Below are 17,019 nucleotides of genomic sequence, written 5' to 3'. Positions count from 1 at the left end.
GTGACAGGCTCGGAAACACCCCCAGCGTTCCGGCTCGCTTATGTCCCCGGCGTGACCCCTGCCAAGTGGGTGCGGATCTGGAACGAGCGGCTGCCCGACGTACCCCTGACCCTCGCGCAGGTCTCCTCCGCCGAGGTGTTCGGCGTCCTGCGCGCCGGTGACGCCGACGCGGGCTTCGTCCGCCTCCCGGTCGACCGCACCGACCTCAGCGCGATCCCCCTCTACACCGAGACCACGGTGGTCGTCGTCCCCAAGGACCACCTCGTGGCGGCGGCCGAGGAGGTCACCACCGAGGACCTCGCCGACGAGGTCGTGTGGCAGCCGCTCGACGACACCCTGGACTGGGAGAAGCTTCCCGGCCAGCCCGCGATCGAGCGGCCCGCCACGACGGCGGACGCGATCGAGCTGGTGGCGGCGGGTGTGGGCGTGCTCGTCGTGCCCCAGTCCCTGGCCCGCCTGCACCACCGCAGGGACCTCACCTACCGGCCGGTCTCGGACGCACCCACGTCACGGGTGGCGCTGTCGTGGCCACAGGCGGAGCCCACCCCCGACCTGGTGGAGGAGTTCATCGGGATCGTCCGCGGACGGACGGTGAACAGCACGCGGGGCCGGCAGCAGGCGGCTCAGCAGCCCAAGGCCAAGGGCAAGCGGCCCGAGCGGGGCACGGGCAAGGCCGTCGGCCCCGGACCCCGGCGCGGGTCCGGGGCCGGGTCCGGCAAGCCCGCTTCGGGCAAGGCGGCCGGGAAGAACGCGCGCGGTGGCTCCGGCGGGGCCAAGGGAGGCAAGGGCGGCAAGCCCCGGCGGCGCCCCTAGGGCTCCGGCCCCCGGCATCCCGGACGGCGGGGACCGTGGAATGGTCCTCGAAGAACCGTCACCGGCAAGGATTTGCCAGAATCGGATCATGCTGACCATCGGGACGATCGTCATGGGCGCCGAGGACGTGCGGCGGGCCGCCGCATTCTGGTCCGGGGCGCTGGGCTACGTACCACGTGACGGCGCGGTGGACGACGGCTGGACCGTCCTGGAACCGGCCGACGGCGCCGGACCCGCACTGGCCCTCGGCCGCAGCATCACGCCGGTCCAGCGGCGCCCCCGCGTCCACCTCGACCTGTACGCGGCGGACGCGGCCGAACAGGCGGCGGAGGTGGCACGGCTGGTGTCGCTGGGAGCCCGGCACGTGGAGTGGGACTCCTACCCCGAGAACCCTGACTTCGTGGTCCTGGCGGACCCCGAGGGCAACCGCTTCTGCGTGATCGACGCGACCCACGGCTGACTCCCCCACCCCGTCTGCGAGAGACGGACGGGGCGTGAGGCCCTGCGGAGGGGACTGCGAGGCCTCGCCGCCGTGCCGTTCCTCACTGATGCGGATCGACTCGATGACGACGTCGTCGACCGGGCGGTCCCCTGCTCCGACGGCTGTGCCCGCGATGGAGTCCACGACCTTGCGTGGAAACGGCGGTCCCGCACGGGCGGCTCCGGCGCGCCCGCTCGGGCGGAAGGCGGCCGAAGGCTCACCCGGCCGGGGCCGGCATCCGTGCAACCGAAGATCCCGTCGGCGGGCTGCGGCCGGTGACGCGGGCAGAGCCACGCAGACAACGGCCCTTCCTGATCCCCCGCTTTCCCCTTCCTTAAGCGGAACCTAAGGCTCATCGAGACCGCCCCGAAGCGAACGAATGTCCGTTTCGGGGCGGCTAGCGTGCTGCCGCAACCCCAACTCCCCAGTAGCACAAAGGCAGGCACGCGATGGGCAGCACACTCGGTCACCGGCGCAGGACGAGTCGTACGGCGAGGGTCACGGGCGCGATCGTGGCAGCGGCGGTGATCGGCGGTGCGGCCTTCGCGCTCACCGGGACCGCACACGCCGGGTCCGTCGGGGCCGTCTACACGAAGTCCAGTTCCTGGAGCGGCGGTTACACCGGGCAGTACGTCATCACCAACAGCACCGGGCAGCCCCGGTCGGGCTGGACGCTGGAGTTCGACCTCCCGACGGGCACGAAGATCGACTCGCTCTGGAACGGCACCCACACCGTGGCCGGGCAGCGCGTCACCGTGAAGCCGGCAGGCTGGAACGGGGAGCTGGCAGCCGGCGCCTCCGTCACCGTCGGATTCGTCGCGAGCGGCCCCGGAGCCCCGGGCGACCCGACGGGCTGCCGTATCGACGGAGTGAAGTGCTCCGTCGACCAGAGCGCCACCGCCCAGCCGAGCGGGCGACCCACCACCCGGCCGACCGCCACCGCGGCTCCGACTGCGGCCCCGACCACCGCCCCGACCGCTTCGGCGACCTCCGCCCGGCCGACCCGCACCGCGTCGCCCTCCCCCACGGCGACCACCCCGGCACCGGTCGGCGGCGCGCGCTTCGCGCCGTACGTGGACACCTCGCTCTATCCCGCGTACGACCTGCTCGACACGGCGGCCAAGACCGGCGTGAAGGAGTTCCACCTGGCCTTCATCACCTCCGGCGGCGGCTGCGCACCGCTGTGGGGCGGCGTCACCGAACTCGCGAACGACCAGGTCGCCGCGCAGATCGGTGCGCTGCGCGCCCAGGGCGGTGACGTGCGGGTGTCCTTCGGTGGGGCTGCCGGACACGAACTCGCCCTGAACTGCGCCACGGTGGACGACCTCGCCGCCGCCTACGGGAAGGTCGTCGACCAGTACCGCCTCACCAAGGTCGACTTCGACATCGAGGGCGCGGCCCTGCCCGACACCGCTGCCAACGCGCGCCGCGCTCAGGCCATAGCCAAGCTCCAGAAGGCCCACCCGGGTCTGGACGTGGCCTTCACGCTGCCCGTGATGCCCGAAGGCCTGACCCAGCCGGGGGTGGCGCTGCTGGCCGACGCCCGCAAGAACGGCGTCCGCGTCGACGCCGTCAACATCATGGCGATGGACTACGGCCCCGCGTACAGCGGGGACATGGGGCAGTACGCGATCCAGGCCGCGACCGCCACCCAGGCCCAGATCAAGGGCGTGCTCGGACTCTCCGAGGCGGCGGCGTGGAAGGCCCTGGCCGTCACGCCGATGATCGGCGTCAACGACGTGGCCAGCGAGGTCTTCACGGTCTCGGACGCGACAGAGCTCGTGGAGTTCGCGGCGTCGAAGGGAGTCGGCAGGCTGGCCATGTGGTCCTCCACGCGGGACAAGCAGTGCGCGGCCGGAGCCGTCAGCCACGCGGACGCCACGTGCAGTTCGATCCTCCAGCAGCCCTTGGCCTTCACCAGGGCCTTCGCCGCCCTCAAGTAGCGCACGGCCCGGTCGGCTTCGGCCGGATCAGACCAGGATGCCCGCCCGGGTGGCAAAGTCGAGCGCCATGTCGACGCGCGGGGCGAGGCGGCCTTCGGTGCCGGGCGCGGTGAGCAGGGCCGTCGCCGCCTCGGCGTCGGCCCTGCCCTCGCGTACGAGCGCCGCGAACCGGTCGACGGCGTCGGCGAGGGCCCGCTCGTGCACGGAGGGGGCGTCGAAGGAGGAAGCCGTGAGGCCGAGGAACTCCTCGTGTGAGCCGGCCCAGGGCGCGGCTCCCTCCAGCCCGTCCTCGTGCAGCTCCCGCGGGTACGGGATGCGATGCCAGGCTCCGTTCTCCCACCAGTAGACGAAGCCGAACATGTTGCCGTCGGCGTCGTCCCGCAGGAGCTCCCAGGGCAGCCAGTCCGGCCCACCCGCCAGGAAGTCGATCTGCTCGCCGCCGATGTGGGTGGTGCTGCCGTCGGGGTCCTGACCGCAGAACACCGCGCGGTCTTCGTCGAACACGCTCAGCCGCCACCAGCCGTCGGCTCCGGTGGAGTGGCACCACAGGCCGTCCTCGTCGAGGGCGAACTCCGTGCCGGTGGAGGAGGCGACGTCGACCATCGCCATGATCGCGGCCCTGGTCCACAACTGCTGTGGGTGATCGAGGTCTTCGGGCCGGCTCGGCGTGTGCATGCTTGGTCTCCTCCAGGGTCTTGGACAAGCCTCGCACGGCATCGGCGCGACGCCTCACGAGGGTCCGCCCCGGCACGGACGAAGGCCCGTCCCGACCGGAGGTCCGGCCGGGACGGGCCCGGTGCTTCGGCCGTCAGGCGTTGATGCAGGTGTTACCGGCGGCCGGGTTGAGGGCGCCGATCAGGTTGATGCTGTTTCCGCACACGTTGATCGGAATGTGGATCGGGATCTGGACGACGTTGCCCGAGAGGACGCCCGGCGAGCCGACCGCGTAACCCTCCGCGACGGAGTCCGCCGAGGCCGAGGACGCACCGCCGATGACCGCCAGGCCCATCACCAGGGCGAGGCCCGCACTCTTCCAAACACGCGACACGTGGAATCTCCTTGTCGTGCAGGACGGTGCCGGAGCACCGCACGGCCCCGAGGGGGGCCGCCCCTCCTTCTTCGGCAGCAGACCGTCACCGCCCGAAGCCCGGACGGCCCCGTTCCCTCGAAGAGGTGCCCGCACGACCTCCGTTTGGTGGTATCCAGGGTGACGGCCCACGGCAGAGCCGGGCTCGAATTCTCTGTTCGAACACACCAGTTCGGATTCCTGCAGCACGACGCGGAAAGCCCCAGCCAGCCTCGAAGAAACGAACCGGGCTTCCAGGGCAGCGACTTCACGGAACCGGCGGGCGGCGGAGCAGCCCGGGGCGATCTGCCACGACGCCGGGGCAGGGCCCGGCGCCGGCACCCGGCCGATCCCCCGCCGGGTGCACCGGGGGCCGCCGCGCGGGAGCGGCCTCGCCCTTGCGCAGGGCGGCGCCCGGCCCGTGTCGAACCGGACCGGGTGCACGCCCGACCACCCATGTCACACGGGCTTTTGCGACCAACTCGTGCACAGGGACCAGATGATGAACACGTCGATCGCGATGATGATGATCGACCACCACGGCTGGTACGGCAGCCACAGGAAGTTGGCGATGATGCTGAGTCCGGCGAGCACGATGCCTGCGCCCCTGGCCACGTTGGAGCCGAGGAACAGGCCCACTCCGGTCAGCACGACGATGATCCCGACGATGAGGTGGATCCAGCCCCACGACGTCAGGTCGAATGCGAAGACATAGCTGCCCAGACGCGCGTACACGTCGTCCTCGGCGATGGCCGCGATGCCCTGGAAGATCGCGAGGCATCCGGTCACGACCAGGAGGACCGCGGCCAGGAACGTACCGACCGCCCCTCCGGTTCCGTCGCCTCCGCTGGACAGCGGTGTGGTGCCCGGCGCGGGGCCGGTGTTCCAATTTCCCCCGGTCGGTGTCGACTGGCCCATCGAACTCACCTCACAGTTGGCGGTACCGCGCCGGACACACCCCACAGTGTCGTCCGGCCGACGGTTTCTCGTGATCACCCGAAGCGGGTGGTCCTCCCTTCCGGGTCGTGGAGCGGGCGCGGCGTCAGGCGGCGGGTACCTGGCGCATTTCGAGAACCCGCAGGCCCATGGCTTGGAAGCGGGTGAGGAGCCCGTACAGGTGCGCCTCGTCCGCAACGGTGCCGAGGAGGAGCGTCTGCTCCCGGACCGGGATCCGGTCGAGCTCGGGGAAGCTCGCGGCGAGCGTGTCCGGCACGACGCCCGAGATGTGGAACGCGTAGCGCATGAGAGCACTCACTTCTCTCCGGAGGAAGACGTCAGGTGCCGTGACTCGGCCTGCCTGGTTCCTGCCTCATTTCTGCCTGGCTCTGCCGTGTGCTGCCGGGTTTCGCGGAGTTCTGCCCTGCCATCGTCGGCCCGGCTCCCGCAGCCCGGCATCGCCCGGTACGGGCGAGGCGCTTCCCCCTAGAGCAGCCCGAGGTCCTGGGCTCGGTGGACGGCGTCGCTGCGGCGGGTGACGCAGAGCTTGCGGTAGATGCTCTTGAGGTGAGTCTTGACGGTGTTGGCCGACACATACAGCTCGGCAGCGATCTCCTCAGTGGACAGCATCCGTGCGGCCTGGCGCAGCACCTCGGCCTCCCGTGCGCTGAGCGCCTCCACCACGGGCGACGGCGTGCCGGGCCCGGTCGCCGGGTCGGCCGGGCGGACGCGGCCCGGGGCCGGACGGGAGCCTTCTCGCAGGTGTCGGCGAACCCAGGGGCCGCTCTCGGCGAACGGCCGGCACAGTCCCTCCGGCCGGGCGAGGTCCACGGCTTCGGCCAGCTTCCGGCGGGCCTCCACGGCGTGGCCGTCCGCGGCGGCGATCTCTGCTCCGAGCAGGTACGCCGCCACCCGCACCGGCGGCGCGACGCCGTCGCCGGCGGGCAGGCCCGCGAGCTCTCGCGCGGCGGCCCCGGCGCGGCCGACCGCCAGGAGGGCGCGGGCACGGGCCAGCACGTGCTCGGGCCGCGCGGAGGGTGCGGCGTCGAGCACCCGCAGGGCCGCCACGGCGTCACCGCATGCCAGGTGAGCTGCCGATCCGGCCACGGCCAGCGCGTCCGCCGCCCACGCGGACAACGGCTCCGCGGCCCCCGTCGAGCGCAGTCGGGCGAGGATGGCGAGAGCGGCCTCGCCGTCGCCCCCGGCGGCGGCGATCCTGGCTCCGATGACGGCGGCCTGGACCGCTGCCGTGCTATCGGGGCGGAGGCCGGCGGCCGCGGCCGTGGTCGCCAGGTCCAGGTGGATTCGGGCGGCCGGCAGGTCGTCGTGCTCCACGGCGACGCCTGCCCGGACGAGGTGACCGGTGCCGGAGCGGCGCTCGGGCGGGAGCGCCGACTGCTCGGCGACGGCGAGGGCGGCACGCGCGTGCTCGGCGGCCCGCCGCAGCCGGCCCCGCATCAGCTCGGCGAGGGCCAGCGAGCCGAGCGCGTCGCAGAGCGGATACCGGGTGCCGGGATCCCCTACCGGCTCGGCGGCCGGCTCCGCGCAGGCCTCGGCGGCAGCCGCGAGGGCAGCCCGCGCCGAGTCGAGCCGTCCGGCGCCGAGCCTGACCGCGCCGAGTGCCGCGAGGAGCAGGGCACGGATCTCGGGGTGCGCGGCGACCAGCGGGGCCGGCAGCTCGCCGAGGAGCCGCTCGGCGTCGGCCGCCGCCCGCTCGGTGGCCGCCAGGTCCCCGGTCGCGCGCCCGGCGAGCGTCCCGAGGAGGGCCCGGCTGAACCTGGCGGCGGCGCCGGAGCCGGGGCCGAGGTGGGTGTCCGCGCGGCGCACCGCATCCCGGTAGCCGGGGAGGTCCTGTACCACCAGCCGGAGGGCCGCCCCGACCAGGGCGGGCGCCGCGCCCGCCGCGTCCGCGGGCAGGGGCGCGAACGCCCGGTTCAGCCGCTCCGCCCGCAGGCCGGTGAACAGCCGGCCGATCGCCAGGTCGTCGACGAGCCGCCCCGCGGCGAACGACCAGTCGCCGGCGGCCGCTGCCTGGACCACGGCCTCGTCGAGCCGGCCGGTCCCGGCGAGCCAGCGCGCCGCCCGCCCGTGCAGCTGCTGCTCCAGCCCCGGGTGGCGCTGACGCAGGTGTGCGCGCAGGACCTCGGCGAAGAGAGGGTGCAGCCGGTACCAGGCGGATGCGTCGACCTGTTCCAGGAAGGCGTTGTCGCGGGCCAGCCGGGCGAGGGTGAGGGCGGCGTCGTCACGGCCGGTCAGCGCGTCCGCGAGGTCGGGGTGGACCCGGTCCGTGATGCTGACGCGCAGCAGGAGGTCCCGGGTGGCCGGCGGCTGCGCGTCGAGCACCTCTTTGAGCAGGTAGTCGGCGATCGTGGTGCGGTCGGCCGCGAACTGGCGAACGAAGGCTTCCGGGTCGGGGCTGCGCTGCATCGCGAGGGCGCACAGCCGCACCCCCGCGGCCCATCCCTCGGTCCGTTCCATCAGCAGCCGGATCCCGGCCTGCGAGAGGTCCAGCCGGTGCTCGGCCAGCAGGGCCTCGGCGTCCGCGTCGGTGAACCTGAGGTCGGCCTGGCGAATCTCCGCGATCTCGCCCGCCGCCCGGTAGCGGTGCAGTGGCAGCAGGGAGTCCGTCCGGCTGGTGAGGACGACGCGCAGGCCTCCGGCGGCGTGCCGAAGCACGAAGTCCAGTCCCTCCGTCATGGCGGGCGGGCGGGCCGTGTCGAACTGGTCGAGCACGAGTACGGCGGGCTGCGCGGAATCGGCCAGAGCCGCCGCCAGACGCACCAGGAAGGACTGGGTCACCCCTTCGGCGCGGGTCGGCCTGCCCACGGCGGCGGGCAGCTCGACCCCGCCCCGGTGGAGGGCCTCCATGACGTACGCCCAGAAGACGCCGGGGGCGTCGTCGGGTTCGACGGTCAGCCACAGAGGGGGCCGCGGCGCCCGGCCGCCGGCCGCCCAGTGCGCGGTGAGCACCGTCTTGCCCGAGCCGGCCGGACCGTTGATCAGGGTGAGCGGGCCCCGCACCCCGGCCGTCAGACGGCTGAGCAGCTCGGGTCGGTGGACGAGGGTCTTGGGCACGGCCGGTGCGGTGAAGCGGGCCGTGAGCATCGGGTCGCTCTGCGGTCGGGCCACAGCCTCCACTGAAACCGCGATCGGTCGTGATCACCACTCGTGCCGTCCGGTACGGGTGAGGTGCGGGCCCGCCGCCGGGCTCTCGGGCGGGCTCACCGCTGGGCCGGCCCGGGGCCGGGTGCGCGCTGCGGCGGGTCGTCGGCCGTGCCCAGCCGACGCGCCAGCAGGTGCTCGTGGGCCAGTACGTACCCCACGGCGACACCCATGGTGACGACGACGAAGAACATGATCAGCCAGGACAGGACGACGAAGACCAAGCCGAGGCCGCCGAACTGTTGGAGGCTCCGGTTCAGGGCGCGGGGCATGTAGAACTGGGAGCCCCAGCTGATCAGGCCCGCCCCGACCGCGACCAAGACCGCGCCGGGCAGCAGGGGAAGCCATGCCACCCGCCCGCCGAGCAGGAGGTGCTGGGTCCACCACCACAGCAGGATCCCGCTGATCAGGGAGACCACCGCGCCGAGGACCCGGCCGGCGCCGAACGCCTGCTGCACGGGCCCCTGGAACAGCAGCGCCGTCAGCCAGACCAGCAGCCAGGCCAGCCAGCGCCAGGCCGCCAGCCGGGCCCCCGCCTTCGGCAGGTGCCAGGCGCGCTCGCAGGTCCGCTGGAGAGCGCGGCTGCAGGCGGTCGCGGACAGCAGTGTGACCACGACGCCCACCACCCCGGTGCTCGCGAGGGCTGCCGTGTCCTCGCCACTGTTCTGCACCACCGAGCGGATCTGGTCCAGTGCCGGGCCCGTGAGGCCCAGGGTCCCGCTGATGGTGGAGACGAGCTGCTTGCGCATCCAGTCGGGTGCGAGGGCCCCGATGACGAAGATGGCGGGGATCGCGCCGAGGAAAGCCTGCGCGGCCAGCCGGGTCGCACAGTCCAGCAGGTTGACGCGCGCGAACTGTTCGAGGATCCGGCCGAGGAACGGCGTGTAGGTGCGCATCCAGGCCGGCACGGTGAAGCGGGGCGGCTTGTCACGCGGTTCCGACACGGTGACGGCTCCTTCCCCGGACGGCGCCTGTCGGCTGCGGTTGCCCTCCACGAGAAGGATGCGGCCGCACCGAACGTCCGGCACGTCGGGAGCGGCCCCCGCGCGGGTGGGGAGCGCGGCCCCGGTGGCTCCGGCCCGAGGTCCGAGGCCGGCCCGGAGCGGACGTACGGCCGTCGTCCCGGGCGGCCGGTCCGGCCGTACCGCAGGGCCTGGCACGCGCGGCGGTCGACGGCCCGCCCTGTGTCACCGGCGGCCTGCGGGAGCCGCGGCGCGGGCGCCGGGGCTCCCGGGACGCGGGGCGTCGGCCGAGGCCCGCCACCGCCCTCGGGAACGGAGTCCGGCTTCGACCCGGCCACGGTAGGCCGGTCGGGGGCGGTGGCGGGCGGAACCTCACTGGCGCTGGTGAGGACCGGTCCGGGTCCGGGCGGAAGGCCGCCCGACGCCGCCCTCCGCGTCCGCCGTCCCCGCTACGGACCCTGGTGACCGCCGTCCAGGCGGACGATCTCCCTTTCCAGCGGGCCGAGTTCCCCCTGCCCGTCCGCCTCCAGCCGGACTATCTCCTCCCGCACCGCGGTGAGTTCCTCCTGACGCCCCATGACCGCCAGCTGCAGACCGTAGGCCTTGAGCACGACCATGAGCAGCTGCGCCCGTCCGGCCTCCAGGGAGTGCATCCGGCGGGCGGCCCCGACCGCCTCGGCCCGCAGGGCGAGGGCCGTGCCGGGCTGATCGGCGAAATCCTGCCGGCTGTAGGTGCACAGTGCCCGGGCCAGCTGGGGCAGATAGGCGAGCGGGCTCACCTGGGCGAGTACCCGGTAGGCGGCGACCTCCTGTCGGGTGGTCAGGGTCTGGGAACCGAGGAGGGCCACTCGGGCCCGGAGTACCGCGTCGTGGTTGATGTGCGCCGTGTGATTCATGACGCTGATTCTGAAAGCCGCGAAGGGGCCCGAACAAGGGCAATCCACTGTGCTCTTGATCCTACGAAAACGTGCTCTGACCTGTCATGATGGATACGTCTTCACCCCTGCGCCCGCTCGGCGCCCCGGTCATCCGGCCAGGAAGGACAGCCGGACCCGACGGCGGGGGTTGTCCCGGTTGGTGTCCACCAGAGTGACGGACTGCCAGGTTCCGATTGCCAGCGTTCCGTCGATCACCGGAAGCGTCGCGTGCGGCGGGACGAACGCGGGCATGACGTGGTCACGCCCGTGGCCCGGAGAGCCGTGGCGATGCCGCCACCGATCGTCGGCCGGCAGCAGGGACTTCAGGGCGGTCAGCAGGTCCTCGTCGCTGCCCGCTCCCGTCTCGATGACGGCGAGCCCGGCGGTCGCGTGCGGCGTAAAGATGTTGAGGAGTCCACTCCGCCCGCGCGCGACCTCCTGAAGGAAGGCGGCGCAGGCGGAAGTCAGGTCGTGGACGGTCTCCCGGTTCCCGGTCGTCACGTCGACGGTGCGCGATACGAAGGCGTCGGCCATGGCGCCATCCTGCCGCCGCACCCGTGCGCGACGGCGCAACCCGGCCGGCTGTCCGCGCGGAGGTGATCGACCGTCACTGGGCCGCCAGGGGTTCCGGTTCGCGGGGTCGGCCGGACACAGCGGCGGACCGCCGACCTGACGTTCGCGCGCCGCAGGACGTCCGGGGCGCGGGTGCAACCTCCTCGCCGCGCCCGGTGGGCGCGGCCGGCCGGGGGAAGCGCGCTTCGGCATCGAGCGGCCGCGGCGGGGTGGTGAAGGTCGTGCGGGCGAACCTGCACGCCGTCGGTGCGGCGGGCGTTCTGTGGGTGTGGAACGACAACTGGAGCGGGCATACCTTCCATGCTTACCTCCACAGCCCGCACAGCCTTCGGTTGAAAGGATGATCGGTGACCTCTCAAAGCATTCATCAGTCTTCTGATGAGCATGTACCGGTACTCCGTGGCGCGACGACGGTGGAGTGGGCGACGGGCATGGTGATGGCCCTGGCACCCTGCGGGGCCCGTGAGGCGCGGTTCGCGTTGGCGGCGGCAGCCGAGCGGGCGCGGGTACCGGTGGCGGACCTCGCGGCCGCGGTGGTCGCGGGCTCGCTCGGGGACCCCGTACCCGCCCGGTGGGATCGCGCACTGCGGCGCGCGGTCGAGGCCCTGCGGAGCGCCCGGCCGGGGGCGGAGGGCGAACGCGGCGTGGGGCTACTGCCCAGCCGGACCCGGACCGAGGACGTCCTGGCGCGGTTCCGGGCGGCCCGGGAACGGCTCGCCGGGGCCCCCGGTGACGCGGTGGCCCGCGGCGCCATGGACGACATGGCCTACACCCTGTGTGTGCTGATGGGCCGCTCGACCGTGCACGAGGCCGTGCTGGCGGCCGAACGACACCTGGCCGCAGCGCACTGACCCGACCGGCGGCCGACCGGGCCGGCACCGGAGCCCGGCGGGGCCGGCCGGGCTCCGGTGCCGTCGTCGAGCGCGGAGGCGAGTCCGATGCACTCGACGTCGATCTGGTCGGCCGGCTCCGCCAGGACCGCGGAGAGGTCGCGGGCGGTCGACGGGCCGCGCGGGGCGGAGCCCGTGTGCGGCGCCCGGGCACGGGTAGGCGCTGGACGTACCGGAGCGTCCGTACGGCAGTGAGGAAGTCGTCATGCCCCGCGGTTCCAGCCCCAAGAGGGAACGACAGTACGAGCACATCAAGGACAGCGCCGAGGAGCGCGGTGAGAGCCCCGAGAGGGCGGAGGAGATCGCCGCGCGGACGGTGAACAAGGAGCGGGCCCGGGCCGGCGAGACGAAGACGGCGAGCAGGACCTCGCTGGAGGACATCTCCTCGGGTCGACGCGGCGGACTGCGCTCCCACAAGGGGGCCGGAGGCCCCACCTACGACCAGCTCTACGAGGAGGCCAGGCGCAGGAACCTCCACGGCCGCTCCTCGATGGACAAGGCGGAGCTCAAGCGGAAGCTGGGCCACTGAGCGCGGTGGGCGGACGGAGCGGTCCGGTGGGCGAGCACGCGCCGCGCCGGACGGCGCCGACCATTGAGCGGAGCGGCAGCCTAGGCCGGTCGGCGCAGGCGGCGGATGATCAGGGCACTCCCGGGGTAACCGCACCGCGTGATCACATTCGGCGTCGAAGAGGAATACCTCCTGGTGGACCCGGTGACGGTGCTGCCGGTACCCGGGGCCGAGTACGTGCGCAGGGCGGCCGGTCTGGGCCCGATCGCGGAGGACGGCGAGATCCAAGACGAGCTGCTCCAGGCACAGGTCGAGGTGGCGACGCCGGTCTGCACGGAGCTGGAGGAGGTCGGCGGCCACCTGCTGCGGCTGCGGCACGCCGTAGGCTCGGCCGCCGAGGAGCACGGCTGCCGGGTCGCCATGGCCGCCGCGGCACCGCTGCGCGACCCGTCGGCGGTGCCGGTCACCCGCAAACCGAGGTATCTCAGGATGGAGGGCCAGGCCCGGCAGCTGGTGGACGAGCAGCTGATCAACGGTATGCACGTGCACGTGGGGGTGCCCGATCCGGCGACCGGCGTCGCAGTGCTGAACCGCATCCGGGTTTGGCTGCCGACCCTGCTGGCCATGTCCGCGAACTCTCCGCTGTGGGACGGCAAGGACACCGGCTTCGCCAGCTGGCGCACGATCGTCTTCGGCCGCTGGCCGGTCAGCGGCCCGCCCCCCTACTTCGACGGGCACGCCGACTACGAGCGGCGGATCGACGCGCTGGTCGCCTCCGGGGTGATCGCCGACCGGGGTCAGCTGTACTGGCAGGCACGGCTTTCCGACCGTTTCCCGACCGTCGAGGTGCGGTGCCTGGACGTGCAGCTGCGGGCCGACGACGCGGTCATGCTGGCCGGTCTGGTGCGCGCCCTGGTCACGGTCGCCCTCGCCGAGGAGAAAGCCGGGGCCGCGCCCGCGCAGTGCTGTCCGGAACTGCTGCAGGCCGCCAACTGGCACGCGGCCCGGCACGGCCTGAACTCCACCCTGGTCGATCCCAAGGGTCGCTGCCGCAGCAGCGGTGACGTGCTGTCCTCCCTGCTGGCCCACGTCGCTCCGGCACTCGCCGAGTCCGGCGACGAACGCGAGGTGGCGTCGCTCGTGCACCGGCTCCTCCAGGAGGGGACACCGGCCGACCGGCAGCGCCGCGCCCTGCGGGAGGGCGGCATGCCGGCCCTCAGGAACCTGATCGTGGGCGACTCCCCGTCCGGCTGAGCCGGGTGGCAGGCGCGGACCGGGGGGACGAGCGGACCGGGCGGACGCCCCCGCCGACCGTTTGCGTCGTGCGATGCTGGTGGGCATGACCTTGGAGGACCTGGTGAGGCTGCGCCGTGCCCGGGACGTGATGGACCGCGACTACGCGGAGCCGCTGGATGTTCCGGCGCTCGCGCAGGTCGCCCTGATGTCCCCCGGGCACTTCTCCCGCAGCTTCCGCGCCGCTTTCGGGGAGACCCCGTACAGCTATCTGATGACCCGCCGCGTCGAACGCGCGAAGGCGCTGCTGCGGCGGGGCGACATGAGTGTGACGGAGGTCTGCTTCGCCGTCGGGAGCACCTCGCTGGGATCGTTCAGCTCGCGATTCACCGAGCTCGTCGGCGAGAGCCCCAGCGCCTATCGGGCTCGCGCGCACGAGGCGGGCGAGGCCATTCCGGCGTGCGTCGCCAAGTACATGACGCGACCGGTCAGGGGCGGGCGGCCGCCCGGTGACCAGGGCACGGAACCCGTCGCGGATCCGGTCAGAAATGGAGAAGCGAAAACGGCGGGCGCCTCGTAGCGTCGAAGCCATGAACATCAATCTCTCGCAGTGCTTCATCGCGGTGGACGACCACGACAAGGCGATCGCGTTCTACCGCGACGTCCTGGGCCTGGAGGTGCGCAACGACGTCGGGTTCGAGGGGATGCGCTGGGTGACCGTCGGGTCGCCCTCGCAGGACGTCGAGATCGTCCTCGAACCGCCGCTCGCCGACCCCGGCGCCCCCGCCGCGGACCGGCAGGCGATGGCCGAGCTGCTGGCCAAGGGCATGCTGCGCGGCGTGATCTTCTCCACCGACGACGTCGACGCCACCTTCGAGCGCATCCGGGCGGCCGGCGGGGAGGTCATGCAGGAGCCCATCGACCAGCCGTACGGAGTCCGTGACTGCGCGTTCCGCGACCCGGCCGGCAACATGCTCCGCTTCAACCAGCCCCGCAAGCAGTAGCACCACCTTCCCCTCACGGGCCGCGGTCACGTCCACGCCATCCGGCGTGACCGTGACCGCGGCCCTCCCCATGGACGGAGACACCTCGCGCATGGCCACGCGGAACACCACGCCGCCCCCCGCCCGGCACGCTGCCGACAGCCACGACCTGATCCGGGTGCACGGCGCCCGTGTGAACAACCTCAAGGACGTGAGCATCGAGATCCCGAAACGCCGACTGACGGTGTTCACCGGGGTCTCCGGATCCGGTAAGAGCTCGCTGGTCTTCGACACGATCGCCGCGGAGTCGCAGCGGCTGATCAACGAGACGTACAGCGCCTTCGTCCAGGGGTTCATGCCGACGCCGGCCCGGCCCGAGGTCGACGTGCTCGACGGGCTGACCACGGCGATCATCGTCGACCAGCAGCGGATGGGCGGCGACCCCCGTTCGACGGTCGGCACCGCGACCGACGCCAACGCGATGCTGCGCATCCTGTTCAGCCGGCTCGGCAGCCCTCACGTCGGCTCACCCAAGGCGTTCTCGTTCAACGTCGCCTCCATCAGCGGTGCGGGTGCGGTCACCGTGGAGCGCGACGGCCGGACCGTGAAGGAGCGCCGGTCCTTCAGCATCACCGGCGGCATGTGCCCGCGCTGCGAGGGCCGCGGCTCGGTCACCGACCTGGACCTCACCCAGCTCTACGACGACTCCAAATCGCTCAACGACGGCGCCCTCACCGTCCCCGGGTACAAGCCGGGCGGCTGGAGCTACCGGCTGTACAGCGAGTCGGGCCTCTACGACGCCGACAAGCCGATCCGCCGCTACACCAAGAGGGAGCTGCACGACTTCCTCCACCGCGAACCGGTCCGGATGAAGATCGCGGGCATCAACATGACCTACGAAGGGCTCATCCCCCGCATCCGGAAGTCGATGCTCGCCAAGGACCGGGAGTCGATGCAGCCGCATATCCGGGAGTTCGTGGACCGTGCGGTCACCTTCACGACCTGCCCCGACTGCGACGGCACCCGGCTCACCGAGACGGCCCGGTCGTCGAAGATCAAGGACGTGAGCATCGCCGACGCGTGCGCGATGCAGATCAGCGACCTGGCCGCATGGGTCGACTCCCTCGACGAGCCCTCGGTGGCACCACTGCTCGGCTCCCTCCACCACACCCTCGAATCGTTCGTCGGGATCGGGCTCGGCTACCTCTCCCTCGACCGCCCCGCAGGCACCCTCAGCGGCGGCGAGGCGCAGCGCGTCAAGATGATCCGCCACCTGGGGTCCTCGCTCACCGACACCACCTACGTCTTCGACGAACCCACCACCGGTCTGCACCCGCACGACATCCAGCGCATGAACGGCCTGCTGCTGCGGCTGCGCGACAAGGGCAACACGGTGCTCGTGGTGGAACACAAGCCGGAGACGATCGCGATCGCCGATCATGTCGTCGACCTCGGTCCCGGCGCCGGGACAGCGGGCGGCACCGTCTGCTTCGAGGGGACCGTCGACGGACTGCGCACGAGCGGCACCATCACCGGACGGCACCTCGACGACCGCGCGGCCCTGAAACCCGCGGTACGCGAACCCACCGGCCGGCTGGAGATCCGCGGCGCCGCGACGCACAACCTGCGCGACGTCGACGTCGACATCCCGCTGGGCGTGCTCACCGTCATCACCGGTGTTGCCGGCTCCGGGAAGAGCTCGCTGATCCACGGTTCGATCCCAGCCGGCGAGGGCGTTGTGTCGATCGACCAGGGCGCGATCCGAGGCTCCAGGCGCAGCAACCCGGCGACGTACACGGGGCTGCTCGACCCGATCCGCAAGGCCTTCGCCAAGGCGCACGGGGTCAAGCCGGCGCTGTTCAGCGCCAACTCGGAGGGGGCCTGCCCCACCTGCAACGGCGCGGGAGTCGTCTACACCGACCTGGCGATGATGGCGGGTGTGGCGGTCACCTGCGAGGACTGCGAGGGCAAGCGGTTCCAGGCGTCGGTTCTCCAACACCGGTTGGGCGGTCGCGACATCAGCGAGGTGCTGGCGATGTCGGTGACCGAGGCCATGGAGTTCTTCGGATCCGGTGAGGCGGCCACCCCGGCCGCGCACCGCATCCTCGGCCGGCTCTCCGACGTCGGGCTGGGCTACATCAGCCTCGGCCAGCCCCTCACGACGCTGTCCGGCGGCGAGCGGCAGCGCCTGAAGCTGGCCACGCACATGTCCGGGAAGGGCGGGGTCTACGTCCTCGACGAGCCGACCACGGGACTCCACCTCGCCGACGTCGAACAGCTCCTCGGCCTACTCGACCGGCTCGTGGACTCGGGCAAGTCGGTCATCGTCATCGAGCACCACCAGGCGGTCATGGCGCACGCCGACTGGATCGTCGACCTCGGGCCCGGCGCCGGCCACGACGGCGGGCGGATCGTCTTCGAGGGCACACCCGCCGACCTCGTCGCCGACCGGTCCACCCTCACCGGGGAGCACCTGGCGGCCTACGTCGGCGCCTGACGGCCGGGTGCGGTGCGGCCTGGCCGGGTGCGGGGCTGGGTCCGGCACACGGTTC

At 72.7% G+C, this 17,019-nt stretch carries 17 protein-coding genes; 9 read left to right on the top strand and 8 right to left on the bottom strand.

The annotated features are described in order from the left end of the window. The 3 genes from ACFW2G_RS24700 to ACFW2G_RS24690 all read left to right on the top strand — a co-directional run bounded on the left by ACFW2G_RS24700 (position 1) and on the right by ACFW2G_RS24690 (position 3,237). Positions 1–813, top strand: a complete 813-nt coding sequence (locus ACFW2G_RS24700; RefSeq protein ID WP_384581739.1) for a LysR family transcriptional regulator substrate-binding protein — start codon at positions 1–3, stop codon at positions 811–813. Between the two features lie 88 nt (positions 814–901). Beyond that, positions 902–1,273 carry a VOC family protein gene (locus ACFW2G_RS24695; RefSeq protein ID WP_037917140.1) on the top strand — a complete coding sequence of 124 codons (372 nt, stop codon included), beginning with the start codon at positions 902–904 and terminating at the stop codon, positions 1,271–1,273. Positions 1,274–1,743: 470 nt separating this feature from the next. Beyond that, positions 1,744–3,237, top strand: coding sequence for a cellulose binding domain-containing protein (locus ACFW2G_RS24690; protein WP_384456052.1), 1,494 nt, complete (start codon positions 1,744–1,746; stop codon positions 3,235–3,237). A gap of 27 nt (positions 3,238–3,264) precedes the next feature. On the opposite strand, the gene ACFW2G_RS24685 is transcribed toward ACFW2G_RS24690, so the two are convergent. From ACFW2G_RS24685 to ACFW2G_RS24650, 8 genes are all read right to left on the bottom strand, one after another. Continuing rightward, a complete protein-coding gene (locus ACFW2G_RS24685) occupies positions 3,265–3,912 on the bottom strand; it encodes a hypothetical protein (protein WP_384581737.1) in 648 nt (215 codons plus the stop codon). Positions 3,913–4,045: 133 nt separating this feature from the next. Continuing rightward, positions 4,046–4,285 carry a chaplin gene (locus tag ACFW2G_RS24680; RefSeq protein ID WP_037917135.1) on the bottom strand — a complete coding sequence of 80 codons (240 nt, stop codon included), beginning with the start codon at positions 4,283–4,285 and terminating at the stop codon, positions 4,046–4,048. Between the two features lie 477 nt (positions 4,286–4,762). Further along, on the bottom strand, positions 4,763–5,221 hold the full coding sequence (locus ACFW2G_RS24675; RefSeq protein ID WP_037917134.1) for a hypothetical protein: 459 nt from the start codon (positions 5,219–5,221) through the stop codon (positions 4,763–4,765). Between the two features lie 124 nt (positions 5,222–5,345). Then, the gene (locus ACFW2G_RS24670; RefSeq protein ID WP_037917131.1) at positions 5,346–5,546 is read right to left on the bottom strand and encodes a hypothetical protein; all 201 of its coding nucleotides are present in this window, start codon (positions 5,544–5,546) and stop codon (positions 5,346–5,348) included. Positions 5,547–5,725: 179 nt separating this feature from the next. Beyond that, complete coding sequence (locus ACFW2G_RS24665) at positions 5,726–8,368, bottom strand: LuxR C-terminal-related transcriptional regulator (protein WP_384581735.1); 2,643 nt, start codon at positions 8,366–8,368, stop codon at positions 5,726–5,728. Positions 8,369–8,460: 92 nt separating this feature from the next. Then, the gene (locus ACFW2G_RS24660) at positions 8,461–9,345 is read right to left on the bottom strand and encodes a YhjD/YihY/BrkB family envelope integrity protein (RefSeq protein ID WP_384456041.1); all 885 of its coding nucleotides are present in this window, start codon (positions 9,343–9,345) and stop codon (positions 8,461–8,463) included. Between the two features lie 467 nt (positions 9,346–9,812). Continuing rightward, complete coding sequence (locus ACFW2G_RS24655; protein ID WP_037917123.1) at positions 9,813–10,259, bottom strand: hypothetical protein; 447 nt, start codon at positions 10,257–10,259, stop codon at positions 9,813–9,815. A 129-nt stretch (positions 10,260–10,388) separates the two neighbouring features. Further along, positions 10,389–10,814, bottom strand: coding sequence for a secondary thiamine-phosphate synthase enzyme YjbQ (locus ACFW2G_RS24650; protein ID WP_037917121.1), 426 nt, complete (start codon positions 10,812–10,814; stop codon positions 10,389–10,391). A 470-nt stretch (positions 10,815–11,284) separates the two neighbouring features. On the opposite strand from ACFW2G_RS24650, the gene ACFW2G_RS24645 reads away from it, so the two are divergent. The 6 genes from ACFW2G_RS24645 (at position 11,285) to ACFW2G_RS24620 (ending at position 16,964) form a co-directional block, all read left to right on the top strand. Beyond that, positions 11,285–11,704, top strand: a complete 420-nt coding sequence (locus ACFW2G_RS24645) for a DUF5133 domain-containing protein (RefSeq protein WP_384581733.1) — start codon at positions 11,285–11,287, stop codon at positions 11,702–11,704. A gap of 244 nt (positions 11,705–11,948) precedes the next feature. Then, positions 11,949–12,272 (top strand): plasmid stabilization protein, encoded by a 324-nt coding sequence (locus ACFW2G_RS24640; RefSeq protein WP_384581731.1) that lies wholly within the window; start codon positions 11,949–11,951, stop codon positions 12,270–12,272. Positions 12,273–12,410: 138 nt separating this feature from the next. Then, a complete protein-coding gene (locus ACFW2G_RS24635; protein WP_384456029.1) occupies positions 12,411–13,505 on the top strand; it encodes a glutamate--cysteine ligase in 1,095 nt (364 codons plus the stop codon). Positions 13,506–13,590: 85 nt separating this feature from the next. After that, complete coding sequence (locus tag ACFW2G_RS24630; protein WP_384581729.1) at positions 13,591–14,064, top strand: helix-turn-helix domain-containing protein; 474 nt, start codon at positions 13,591–13,593, stop codon at positions 14,062–14,064. Positions 14,065–14,074: 10 nt separating this feature from the next. Then, the gene (locus tag ACFW2G_RS24625; RefSeq protein WP_030027260.1) at positions 14,075–14,488 is read left to right on the top strand and encodes a VOC family protein; all 414 of its coding nucleotides are present in this window, start codon (positions 14,075–14,077) and stop codon (positions 14,486–14,488) included. Positions 14,489–14,579: 91 nt separating this feature from the next. Further along, on the top strand, positions 14,580–16,964 hold the full coding sequence (locus tag ACFW2G_RS24620) for an ATP-binding cassette domain-containing protein (protein ID WP_384581727.1): 2,385 nt from the start codon (positions 14,580–14,582) through the stop codon (positions 16,962–16,964). Positions 16,965–17,019: the final 55 nt, after the last annotated feature.

This window comes from Streptomyces sp. NPDC058880, from assembly GCF_042742535.1.
Classification (GTDB): Bacteria; Actinomycetota; Actinomycetes; order Streptomycetales; family Streptomycetaceae; genus Streptomyces.
Note: the sequence above shows the minus strand (reverse complement) of the source record. Positions and strands in the feature narration are given on the sequence as shown.

What these genes read in the sequence shown, in the direction of transcription:
- ACFW2G_RS24695 (WP_037917140.1), top strand. Translation starts at nt 902, where the DNA reads ATGCTGACCATCGGGACGATCGTCATGGGCGCCGAGGACGTGCGGCGG.
- ACFW2G_RS24690 (WP_384456052.1), top strand. Translation starts at nt 1,744, where the DNA reads ATGGGCAGCACACTCGGTCACCGGCGCAGGACGAGTCGTACGGCGAGG.
- ACFW2G_RS24685 (WP_384581737.1), bottom strand. Translation starts at nt 3,912, where the DNA reads ATGCACACGCCGAGCCGGCCCGAAGACCTCGATCACCCACAGCAGTTG.
- ACFW2G_RS24675 (WP_037917134.1), bottom strand. Translation starts at nt 5,221, where the DNA reads ATGGGCCAGTCGACACCGACCGGGGGAAATTGGAACACCGGCCCCGCG.
- ACFW2G_RS24670 (WP_037917131.1), bottom strand. Translation starts at nt 5,546, where the DNA reads ATGCGCTACGCGTTCCACATCTCGGGCGTCGTGCCGGACACGCTCGCC.
- ACFW2G_RS24655 (WP_037917123.1), bottom strand. Translation starts at nt 10,259, where the DNA reads ATGAATCACACGGCGCACATCAACCACGACGCGGTACTCCGGGCCCGA.
- ACFW2G_RS24650 (WP_037917121.1), bottom strand. Translation starts at nt 10,814, where the DNA reads ATGGCCGACGCCTTCGTATCGCGCACCGTCGACGTGACGACCGGGAAC.
- ACFW2G_RS24645 (WP_384581733.1), top strand. Translation starts at nt 11,285, where the DNA reads ATGGTGATGGCCCTGGCACCCTGCGGGGCCCGTGAGGCGCGGTTCGCG.
- ACFW2G_RS24640 (WP_384581731.1), top strand. Translation starts at nt 11,949, where the DNA reads ATGCCCCGCGGTTCCAGCCCCAAGAGGGAACGACAGTACGAGCACATC.
- ACFW2G_RS24630 (WP_384581729.1), top strand. Translation starts at nt 13,591, where the DNA reads ATGACCTTGGAGGACCTGGTGAGGCTGCGCCGTGCCCGGGACGTGATG.
- ACFW2G_RS24625 (WP_030027260.1), top strand. Translation starts at nt 14,075, where the DNA reads ATGAACATCAATCTCTCGCAGTGCTTCATCGCGGTGGACGACCACGAC.
- ACFW2G_RS24620 (WP_384581727.1), top strand. Translation starts at nt 14,580, where the DNA reads ATGGCCACGCGGAACACCACGCCGCCCCCCGCCCGGCACGCTGCCGAC.